Source organism: Rhodanobacter thiooxydans LCS2, from assembly GCF_000264375.1.
Classification (GTDB): Bacteria; Pseudomonadota; Gammaproteobacteria; order Xanthomonadales; family Rhodanobacteraceae; genus Rhodanobacter; species Rhodanobacter thiooxydans.
On the sequence record NZ_AJXW01000061.1, the window covers coordinates 42,366 to 52,087 of the forward strand.

Here is a 9,722-nt window from a genome sequence, read left to right on the forward strand (position 1 = left end):
GGATTCTTGCATGCCGGCGGCGTCGTCGGTGGCCCGAGGCCGGCATTCGCGCGACAATGGAACATTGCCATCCGCGGTTCTGCCGCCCTTGCCAGGGAATCCCCGCACGCCATGCCCCAGACGCCGAAGATCATCTACACCCTCACGGACGAAGCCCCGTTCCTCGCCACGCAGTCGCTGCTGCCGATTGTCACCGCGTTCGTCGGCACTGCGGGCATCAAGGTGGAGACGCGAGACATCTCGCTGGCCGCGCGCATCGTCGCGCTGTTTCCCGAGGCATTGCAGGAAGGCCAGCGCGTGCCCGACGACCTTGCCGAGCTGGGCCGCCTCGCCACCACGCCGGAGGCGAACATCATCAAGCTGCCGAACATCAGCGCCTCGATGCCGCAGCTGAAGGCGGCGATCAAGGAGCTGCAGGGTCAGGGCTACGCGCTGCCGGACTATCCGGACGAGCCGAAGGACGCGCACGAAAAGGACGTCAAGGCGCGCTACGACAAGGTGAAAGGCAGCGCGGTGAACCCGGTACTGCGCGAGGGCAATTCCGACCGCCGCGCACCGGCCTCGGTGAAGAACTACGCGCGCAAGCATCCGCACAAGATGGGCGCCTGGAGCCGCGATTCGAAGACCCACGTGGCGCACATGGACGGCGGTGATTTCTACGGCAGCGAAAAGTCCGCCTTGATCGACAAGGCCGGCAACGTCAGCATCGAATGGTTCGGCAAGGACGGCAGCCACGCCGTGCTGAAACCGAAGACCGCGCTGCTGGCCGGCGAGATCATCGACGCTGCGGTGATGTCGCGCCGCGCGCTGGCCGCCTTCATCGACGCGCAGATCGAGGATGCAAAGAAGCAGGGCGTGCTGTTCTCGCTGCACCTGAAGGCCACCATGATGAAGGTGTCCGACCCGATCATGTTCGGCGTGGCGGTCGGCGAGTTCTACAAGGACGTGCTGGTGAAGCACGCCGATGCGCTGAAGCAGGCCGGCTTCAACCCGAACAACGGCATCGGCGACCTGTACGCGCGCCTGGGCACGCTGCCGGAGGCGACGCAGGCGGCGATCAAGGCCGACCTCGACGCGGAGTACGCCAAGCGCCCGGCGCTGGCGATGGTCAATTCCGACAAGGGCATCACCAACCTGCACGTACCCAGCGACGTGATCGTCGATGCCTCGATGCCGGCGATGATCCGCGACTCCGGCAAGATGTGGAACGCGCAGGGCCAGCTGCAGGACGTGAAGGCGGTGATCCCCGACCGCTGCTACGCCGACGTCTACCAGGCGGTGATCGAGGACTGCAAGGCGCACGGCGCGTTCGACCCGGCCACCATGGGCAGCGTGCCCAACGTGGGCCTGATGGCGCAGGCGGCCGAGGAATACGGCTCGCACGACAAGACCTTCCAGATCGCCGGCGATGGCGTGGTGAAGGTGCTCGACGAGGCCGGCGGCGTGCTGCTGCAGCACGAGGTGGAAGCCGGCGACATCTGGCGCATGTGCCAGACCAAGGACGCGCCGGTGCAGGACTGGGTGAAGCTGGCGGTGAGCCGCGCGCGGCACACGCCGGCGGTGTTCTGGCTCGATCCGGCCCGTGCGCACGACCGCCAGGTGATCGCCAAGGTCGAGCGCTGCCTGAAGAACTACGATACCAGCGGCCTGGACATCCGCATCATGGATCCGGTGGCCGCCACGAAGTTCTCGCTGGAGCGCATCCGCCAGGGTCTGGACACCATCTCGGTTACTGGCAACGTGCTGCGCGACTACCTTACCGACCTGTTCCCGATCATGGAGCTGGGCACCAGCGCGAAGATGCTATCGATCGTGCCGCTGATGGCCGGCGGCGGCCTGTTCGAGACCGGCGCCGGCGGCAGTGCGCCCAAGCACGTGCAGCAGTTCCTCGAAGAGGACTACCTGCGCTGGGATTCGCTGGGCGAATTCCTCGCGCTGGCCGCGTCGCTGGAGTTCGAGGCCGGCCGCCAGGGCAGCGCCGAGATGGACGTGCTGGCCAAGACGCTGGACCAGGCCAACGGCAAGTTCCTCGACACCGATAAGTCGCCCTCGCGCAAGCTCGGTGGCATCGACAACCGCGGCAGCCACTTCTACCTCGCGTTGTACTGGGCGCAGGCGCTGGCTGCGCAGGATGCGAATCGGGCACTGAAGGCAAAGTTCGCGCCGCTGGCCAGGGCGCTGACCGAGCACGAGGCGACCATCATCGACGAACTGGTGCGCGTGCAGGGCAAGCCGGTCGACATCGGCGGCTACTACCACCCCGACCTGGCGCGGGTGAGCGCGGCGATGCGGCCCAGCGCCACGTTCAACGCGGCGCTGGCGAAGCTGTCGGCCTGAGCTGCCGATCCTGCGTCACGCAACGGGGCACCTCGCGGTGCCCCGTCTGCTTTTGCCGGTCGGCAACCTTCTGCTCAGAGCTTGTGAAGAAAACCACTTCCTGTGGTTTTCTTCAGTCGCGAGTCCGGTATACGCCCGGACTCGCTCACATGAAACAGTCACTGGCATGACTGTTTCATGTCCGGCCCTTGGGCAACCGCTCCCTGCGTTGCCTCGACTCAGGCATCGGGCAACTGCTCCTGCGTTGCCTCAACTCGGGCATCCATGCCCTCGCCATGCCCTCGCCGTGGCCGGTCTGAGAGGTTGAAAAGTTCACAACCTCTCAGTATCGCCCTGCGACAATGGCGGCCTTCGAAACCGGAGTCTGCCGTGATGCGCCTGCTACCCCTGGCTTTCCTGCTCGTGTCGGGCGTGCTGGCGCCGGCGTGCGTGCCCGCGGCGCCTGCGCAGGTGCCGGCGGTGGCCAGCACCGCCGCACGGCCGTCGCCGCAGGATGTGGCCGATCTGCCGGTAGTGGTGGTGAGCGGCGTGGTGCCCGGACCGGGCTTGTGGAAGGTGAGCAAGGGCGGCCACGTGATGTGGGTGCTCGGCACGCTGTCGCCGCTGCCGCGCGCGATGCAGTGGCAGTCGCGTGAGGTGGAAGAGGCGGTCGCCGCCTCGCAGCAGGTGCTGCTGGAGCCCTCGGTACAGCTGAAGGCCGACGTCGGTTTCGTCGGCAAGCTGTTCCTGTTGCCCTCGGCCTACGGCGCGCGCAAGAACGACGATGGCGCCACCCTGCAGCAGGTGCTGCCGCCGCCGGTATACGCGCGCTGGCAGGTGCTGAAGCAGAAGTACCTGGGCGACGATCGCGGCGTCGAGCGCTGGCGGCCCTTGTTCGCGTCGCAGGAGCTGTACAGGAAGGCGCTGAAGGCGAACGGACTGAGCCGCTCCGGCGGCGTGTGGGCGAACGTCGACGCCCTGGCCAAGCGCCATGGCGTGCAGGAACTGGCGACCGACTACCACGTGCTGATCGAGCATCCGCGCGCGGCGATCAAGGCGTTCAGGCAGGCCGCGCCGCGCGACGTCACCTGCTTCATCCGCACCCTGGACAGCATCGAGCACGACCTGCCGGCGATGACCGCGCGCGCGAACGCCTGGGCCACCGGCGACCTGCAGGCGCTGCGTGAACTGCCCGACAGCGATCGCCGCGACGCCTGCGTGGCGGCCATCGCCGGCGCCGGCTTTGCGCAGGCGCTGGGCCTGGCCGACGTGCCGGCGCAGCAGCGCGCCACCTGGCTGGCCGCCGCGCGCAAGGCGCTGCACGACAACGCGCAGAGCTTCGCGCTGCTGCCGATGGACGAGCTGCTGAAGCCGGGCGGCTACCTCGCCGCCTTGCAGGCCGTGGGTTACCAGGTCGATGCACCGGAGTAATCCCCGTAGGGCGGGCACCGCCCGCCGCTCTCGCGTGCAGAAGCCGGCGGGCAGTGCCCTACGACAGAAGCGTCATCCGCAAGCGGATTCTTGCCCGGTGATCAGGAGGTCAGGCGCTGGCCAGATCCAGTTGTGCGATCTCGTTGTCGCTCAGCTGCAGGGAGGTGGCGCCGAGCAGTTCGCGCAACTGTTCCACGCTGGTGGCGCTGACGATCGGCGCGGTGAGGCCGGGGCGGGCGATCAGCCAGGCCAGCGCGACCTGGGCCGGGGTGGCGTGGTGCGCGGCGGCCACTGCGTCCAGTGCGGCCAGTACCTGCAGGCCGTGCGGGTTCAGGAATTTCTTCACCGCGCCGCCGCGTGCGGCACTCTTCGCCAGGTCGGCCGCGCTGCGGTACTTGCCGCTGAGGAAGCCGCTGGCCAGCGCGTAGTAGCTGATCACTCCAATGTTCTCGCGGCGCACCAGCGGTTCCAGTTCCTGCTCGTAGCCGGCGCGGCTGACCAGGTTGTATTCCGGCTGCAGGCTTTCGTAGCGCGGCAGCCCATGTTGTTTCGACATGGCCAGTGCGTCGGCGAAACGCGCGGCGCCGAAGTTGGAGGCACCGATCACGCGCACCTTGCCGGCCTCGATCAGCCGGGCGAACGCACCCAGGGTTTCTTCCATCGGCACGCTGGCGTCATCTTCATGCGCCTGGTACAGGTCGATGCAGTCGACCTGCAGGCGCTTGAGCGAGCCGTCCACCGCCTGCTGGATGTTGACCGGCGACAGGCCCGGCTGCTCGGCCCACTTGGCAACCTTGGTCGAGATCACCACCTGCTCGCGCTTGCCGCTCTGCTTCAGCCACTTGCCGAGGATGGTTTCCGACTCGCCGCCGCGGTTGCCCGGCACCCAGGCCGAATAGACGTCCGCGGTGTCGATCAGGTTGCCGCCGGCATCGACGAACGCGTCGAGCAGTTCGAACGAGCGCTTCTCGTCCACGCTCCAGCCGAACACGTTGCCGCCGAAGGCGAGCGGGGCGATGGAGAGTGGCGAATTGCCGAGCGGGCGTGGTTGCATGGCATGCCTCCGGTGGCGGCGAACTTGGGGGTCGGCGCGCGAGTGGTCGCACGCCTTCCTCCAAGTGGCTGCATATCGGCGGCATTCAAGTCCGCGCGGCGTTCAACGCGGGGCCATGATGCGCGGCTATACGCTGGCGCAGCAGGCCAGCAGCCGGGTGGTCTTGACGGCAGGATCGGAGCCGACGCTGCCCTCGGGCGGGCCGGGCGCGGGCTCCGGTTCCGGGCGCCAGTCCAGGTCGTCCTTGTGCAGCAGGTGACCGTGCAGGAACAGCAGATCTTTCCACAGCGAGTGCATGGGGAAGCCTCCTGAAGGAGAGTCTTGGGCTTGGGGAGCGCTCAAGATACGTGCGCGAAAGGCCGCCAAAAAGCGATATATTCGCAAGCCAGACTTGAGGCTTATTCAACATGGGAAGACTGCCGCTGGGGCTGCTGCAACAGTTCGTGCTGGTCGCCCGGCTGGGCAACCTGTCGCGCGCCGCGGCGCAGGCCAACCTCACCGTCAGCGCGCTCAGCCACCAGATGCGCCAGCTGGAAGAACGGCTGGAACGACGCCTGTTCGAGCGCGGGCCGCGCGGGGTGAAGCTGACCGCCGAGGGTTGCGTGCTGCTGGAAGCGGTCGGCACGCACTTCGACGGCATCGAGCATGCGCTGGCCGGGTATCGCACGCGCCACCACGACGCGCTCACGCTCAGCGCCAGCCCCGGCATCATGTCGAGTTGGCTGGTGCCGCGGCTGCCACGGCTGGTGGCCGCGCATCCGGAGCTGGAACTCAGCCTGCAATCGGGTTCGACCCTGGTGGATTTCGAGCGCGAACCGGTGGACGTCGCCCTGCGCTACGGCTGCGGGGAGTGGGCAGGCCTGCACAGCGAGCGGCTGTTCGGCGAGTGGATCGCGCCGGTGGCTGCGCCGGCGTTGATCGCGCGGATGGGCGGCGCCGACCCGCGCGATCTGTCGCGCTGGCCGCTGCTCGGCGAACCGAATCCGTCCCGGCGCTGGAGCGACTGGTTCGGCCGCACCGGCGGCACGCCACCGGCGCGTTACGTGGCGCAGTTCGACAGTCTGGACGCCTTGCGCCACGCCGCGCTGGAAGGCCTTGGCGTGGCGCTGGGACGGATGGTGACCTCGAAGTCGCTGATCGACGCCGGCCGGCTGGAAGTGCTGGGCGACAACTACCTGGCGGTGGAGGAGGCCTACTGGCTGGTGTACCCGCCGCGCTCGCTGGAGCACCGCGGCCTGCAGCTGTTCCGCGAATGGCTGCTGGCCGAGGCGGATGACTACCGTCGGCAGATGTCGGCGTTCCGCCCCGACGACAAGCCGGTCGGCTGATGCGGTTCCGCAAAGTGGTCAAACGCGTCATCATCATGGGTCGTTGTCGAATGTCAGGAGTTGAATCATGAAATCGCGCGCCGCGGTGGCCTGGGCCGCCGGCCAGCCGCTCAGCATCGAGCAGGTCGACGTGGCCGGGCCGAAGGCCGGCGAGGTGCTGGTGCGCATCGTCGCCACCGGCGTCTGCCACACCGATGCGTTCACCCTGTCCGGCGACGACCCGGAAGGGCAGTTCCCGGTGATCCTCGGCCACGAGGGCGGCGGCATCGTCGAGGAAGTGGGCGCGGGCGTGACCTCGCTCAAAGTCGGCGACCACGTGATTCCGCTGTACACGCCCGAGTGCGGCGAGTGCAAGTTCTGCCGCAGCGGCAAGACCAATCTGTGCCAGAAGATCCGCGTCACCCAGGGCCAGGGCCTGATGCCCGACGGCACCTCGCGCTTTTCCTTGAACGGCAAGCCGCTGCTGCACTACATGGGCACCAGCACGTTCAGCGAGTACACCGTGCTGCCGGAGATCTCGCTGGCGAAGATCAACAAGGCCGCGCCGCTGGAGAAGGTCTGCCTGCTCGGCTGCGGCATCACCACCGGCATCGGCGCGGTGCTCAACACGGCGAAGGTGGAAGCCGGCGCCACGGTGGCCGTGTTCGGCCTGGGCGGCATCGGCCTGTCGGTGGTGCAGGGTGCGGTGATGGCGAAGGCCGGGCGCATCATCGCGATCGACCGCCACCCGGAAAAATTCGCGATGGCGAAGGCGCTCGGCGCCACCGACTGCATCGACACCGGCGATTACCCGGACACGCCGATCCAGCAGGTCATCGTCGAGCTCACCGACGGTGGTGTGGACTATTCGTTCGAGTGCATCGGCAACGTGCAGGTGATGCGCTCGGCGCTGGAGTGCTGCCACAAGGGCTGGGGCGAGTCGATCATCATCGGCGTGGCCGGCGCCGGGCAGGAAATCAGCACGCGGCCGTTCCAGCTGGTCACCGGACGCGTGTGGCGCGGATCGGCGTTCGGCGGGGTGAAGGGCCGCTCGCAGCTGCCCGGCTACGTGGAACGCTACCTGGGCGGTGAGATCCGCATCGACGAGATGATCAGCCAGGTGCTGCCGCTGGAGCGCATCAACGAGGCGTTCGAGCTGATGCATGGCGGCCAGGTGATCCGCTCGGTGATCCACTACTGACGTAGAATGCGCCCACGCCGGCGGCCCCATCCTGCCGGCGGCGCCCATCCTCGTTACGCCAGCACGTCCATAAGGTTGTCCCATGAACCGCACCGCCATCCTCGTCGACGGCGCCTTCTTCCTCGCCCGCTACCGCAAGGTGTACGGCGAGCGCGACGCCGGCGATGCGCGCGCGGTGGCCAAGACTCTGTTCGGCATGGCGCTGGAGCACCTCAAGGCGGTCGACCGCCCGCGCGAGCAGCTGTACCGCATCTACTTCTACGACTGCCCACCGCTGGAAAAGAACCTCGTCAAGCCGATCAGCGGCGACAGCGTCGACTTCGGCCACACCGGCGCCGCCGCGTTCCGCCGCGAGCTGCACGACCAGTTGCGCCGCCAGCGCAAGATGGCGCTGCGGCTGGGCCGGCTGGCCGAGCGCGGCGAGTGGCAGTTGAAGCGCAACGCCTACCAGCAGCTGCGCGAGGGCAGCCTGCGCTGGGACGACCTGCGCGACGAGCACTTCGAGCCGGACATGCGTCAGACCCAGGTGGACATGAAGATCGGCATCGACATCGCCGCGCTGACCTACAAGAAGCTGGTCGACCAGATCATCCTGGTGGCCGGGGACGCGGATTTCATCCCGGCGGCGAAGCTGGCCCGCTACGAGGGCATCGACTTCATCCTCGACCCGATGTGGCAAGGCATCGCGCCGGACCTGCACGAGCACATCGACGGGCTGCAGTCGGTGTGCCCGCGGCCGTTCTGAGCCGTCTACCGCGCCTGCACATGATTTTCGTGATATTGCATCAAGTACGGATGGCCAACACGCCAAGGAGTCAACCATGAACCGTGCAACACGAGTGGCAAGGACGGGTACGGTACGCCGGGCCGCGACCGTGCTGCTGGCGGCCTGGCTGGGCCTGCCCGCGCTGGCCGGCGCGCAGGTGGCGCAGGCTGTTTCGGCCGAGTCGGACCAGCCGGTGGACGAGCTGGTGCCGCCCACCAGCGCCAGCGACTTCACCGCCTCGCAGCTCGACAGCGTGCTGGCCGGCAGCTGGCGCTCGCCGGCGAACCGCGCCCGCGACGCGTACCGTCACCCCAAGGCCACTCTGCAGTTCTTCGGCGTGCGGCCGGACCGCACGGTGATCGAGATCACCCCCGGCGGCGGCTGGTACGCCGAGATCCTGGCGCCGCTGCTGCATGACAACGGCCACTACGTCGCGGCGGAAAAGCCGCCCGCCGCCGACAGCGAGGCGCGCAGCGACGACAGTGCCCTGCGCAGGAAATTCGCCGCCGACCCGGCGTACTACGGCAACGCCCGCATCGTGCAGTTCGATCCGAAGGCGCCGGTGCTTGGCGCGCCGGCCTCGGCCGACCTGGTGCTGACCTTCCGCAACGTGCACAACTGGGCCGTGGCCGACACCGCGCCGGCGATGTTCAAGGCGTTCTACGCCGTGCTCAAGCCCGGCGGTGTGCTCGGCGTGGTCGACCACCGCGCCGCCGAAAACGCCTCGCTGGAAGCGGTGAAGCGCAGCGGCTACCTGCCTGCCAGCTACGTGGTGAAACTGGCGACCGAGGCTGGCTTCACACTGGACGCCAGCAGCGAGCTCAACGCGAACCCGAAGGACACCAGGGATTATCCGAAGGGCGTGTGGACGTTGCCGCCCACCCTTGCGCTGGGCGAGCGGGACAAGGCGAAATACCAGGCGATCGGCGAGTCCGACCGGATGACCCTGCGCTTCGTCAAGCCCGCGGCGCCGGTGACCGCGTCGCGCTGAGCCGAAGCGCAGCATGCTGCTCGCGCTGAACAAGCCGTACGGCGTGCTGTGCCAGTTCACCGACGATCGCGGTCGCGCCACGCTAGCCGACTTCGTCATGCAAAAAGACGTCTATGCGGCTGGACGGCTGGACCAGGACAGCGAGGGCCTGCTGCTGCTCACGGACGACGGCCGCCTGGCGCATCGGCTCACCGACCCCCGCCACAAGCAGGCCAAGACCTACCTGGCGCAGGTCGAGGGCGTCATCGACGAAGCCGCGCTGCAGGCCTTGCGCCGCGGCGTGGTGCTCAACGACGGCCCGACCCTGCCGGCCGAAGCTGCCTTCGCCAGCGAACCGGACTGGCTATGGCCGCGCGATCCGCCGGTGCGCTTCCGCCAGTCCATCCCCACCAGCTGGCTCAGCCTGACCCTGCGCGAAGGCCGCAACCGCCAGGTACGCCGAATGACCGCGGCGGTGGGCTTCCCGACGTTGCGCCTGATCCGCGTGCGCATCGGTGAGCATGCATTGGAGGGGTTGGCGCCGGGCGAAACGAGGATCATCACGTTGTAGGCGTGCAGTCTATGCGCGATGCCTCCCGCCTTGTCTGCGAAAAGTGTCCCGTGCAGGGTACGCTCCTACAGGTGCTACGCGTCGGAGGCGGATTCAACTCCGAAGT

At 68.1% G+C, this 9,722-nt stretch carries 9 protein-coding genes; 7 read left to right on the forward strand and 2 right to left on the reverse strand.

Features of this window, described 5'->3' with window-relative positions; genetic code table 11:
* The first annotated feature begins 111 nt into the window (after positions 1-111).
* Both UUA_RS12685 and UUA_RS12690 read left to right on the forward strand, forming a co-directional pair.
* Complete coding sequence (locus tag UUA_RS12685) at positions 112-2,337, forward strand: NADP-dependent isocitrate dehydrogenase (protein ID WP_008437481.1); 2,226 nt, start codon at positions 112-114, stop codon at positions 2,335-2,337.
* A 372-nt stretch (positions 2,338-2,709) separates the two neighbouring features.
* A complete protein-coding gene (locus UUA_RS12690; RefSeq protein ID WP_008437484.1) occupies positions 2,710-3,747 on the forward strand; it encodes a TraB/GumN family protein in 1,038 nt (345 codons plus the stop codon).
* A 109-nt stretch (positions 3,748-3,856) separates the two neighbouring features.
* On the opposite strand, the gene UUA_RS12695 is transcribed toward UUA_RS12690, so the two are convergent.
* Both UUA_RS12695 and UUA_RS19825 read right to left on the reverse strand, forming a co-directional pair.
* Positions 3,857-4,801 carry an aldo/keto reductase gene (locus UUA_RS12695; RefSeq protein WP_008437487.1) on the reverse strand — a complete coding sequence of 315 codons (945 nt, stop codon included), beginning with the start codon at positions 4,799-4,801 and terminating at the stop codon, positions 3,857-3,859.
* A gap of 126 nt (positions 4,802-4,927) precedes the next feature.
* Positions 4,928-5,098: a hypothetical protein gene (locus UUA_RS19825; protein WP_167316984.1), complete on the reverse strand. Its 171-nt coding sequence runs from the start codon at positions 5,096-5,098 to the stop codon at positions 4,928-4,930.
* 110 nt (positions 5,099-5,208) lie between these two features.
* Between UUA_RS19825 and UUA_RS12700 the strand changes: the two genes are divergently transcribed.
* The 5 genes from UUA_RS12700 (at position 5,209) to UUA_RS12720 (ending at position 9,616) form a co-directional block, all read left to right on the forward strand.
* On the forward strand, positions 5,209-6,129 hold the full coding sequence (locus UUA_RS12700) for a LysR substrate-binding domain-containing protein (RefSeq protein ID WP_008437495.1): 921 nt from the start codon (positions 5,209-5,211) through the stop codon (positions 6,127-6,129).
* A gap of 67 nt (positions 6,130-6,196) precedes the next feature.
* Entirely contained in the window at positions 6,197-7,309 is a 1,113-nt protein-coding gene (locus tag UUA_RS12705; RefSeq protein WP_008437497.1) for an S-(hydroxymethyl)glutathione dehydrogenase/class III alcohol dehydrogenase, read from the forward strand.
* Between the two features lie 82 nt (positions 7,310-7,391).
* Positions 7,392-8,054 carry an NYN domain-containing protein gene (locus UUA_RS12710; protein ID WP_008437499.1) on the forward strand — a complete coding sequence of 221 codons (663 nt, stop codon included), beginning with the start codon at positions 7,392-7,394 and terminating at the stop codon, positions 8,052-8,054.
* A gap of 76 nt (positions 8,055-8,130) precedes the next feature.
* A complete protein-coding gene (locus UUA_RS12715; protein ID WP_081491561.1) occupies positions 8,131-9,066 on the forward strand; it encodes a class I SAM-dependent methyltransferase in 936 nt (311 codons plus the stop codon).
* A gap of 13 nt (positions 9,067-9,079) precedes the next feature.
* Positions 9,080-9,616 carry a pseudouridine synthase gene (locus tag UUA_RS12720; RefSeq protein ID WP_008437502.1) on the forward strand — a complete coding sequence of 179 codons (537 nt, stop codon included), beginning with the start codon at positions 9,080-9,082 and terminating at the stop codon, positions 9,614-9,616.
* The last annotated feature ends 106 nt before the right edge of the window (positions 9,617-9,722 follow it).

What these genes read in the sequence shown, in the direction of transcription:
- UUA_RS12685 (WP_008437481.1), top strand. Translation starts at nt 112, where the DNA reads ATGCCCCAGACGCCGAAGATCATCTACACCCTCACGGACGAAGCCCCG.
- UUA_RS12690 (WP_008437484.1), top strand. Translation starts at nt 2,710, where the DNA reads ATGCGCCTGCTACCCCTGGCTTTCCTGCTCGTGTCGGGCGTGCTGGCG.
- UUA_RS12695 (WP_008437487.1), bottom strand. Translation starts at nt 4,801, where the DNA reads ATGCAACCACGCCCGCTCGGCAATTCGCCACTCTCCATCGCCCCGCTC.
- UUA_RS19825 (WP_167316984.1), bottom strand. Translation starts at nt 5,098, where the DNA reads ATGCACTCGCTGTGGAAAGATCTGCTGTTCCTGCACGGTCACCTGCTG.
- UUA_RS12700 (WP_008437495.1), top strand. Translation starts at nt 5,209, where the DNA reads ATGGGAAGACTGCCGCTGGGGCTGCTGCAACAGTTCGTGCTGGTCGCC.
- UUA_RS12705 (WP_008437497.1), top strand. Translation starts at nt 6,197, where the DNA reads ATGAAATCGCGCGCCGCGGTGGCCTGGGCCGCCGGCCAGCCGCTCAGC.
- UUA_RS12710 (WP_008437499.1), top strand. Translation starts at nt 7,392, where the DNA reads ATGAACCGCACCGCCATCCTCGTCGACGGCGCCTTCTTCCTCGCCCGC.
- UUA_RS12715 (WP_081491561.1), top strand. Translation starts at nt 8,131, where the DNA reads ATGAACCGTGCAACACGAGTGGCAAGGACGGGTACGGTACGCCGGGCC.
- UUA_RS12720 (WP_008437502.1), top strand. Translation starts at nt 9,080, where the DNA reads ATGCTGCTCGCGCTGAACAAGCCGTACGGCGTGCTGTGCCAGTTCACC.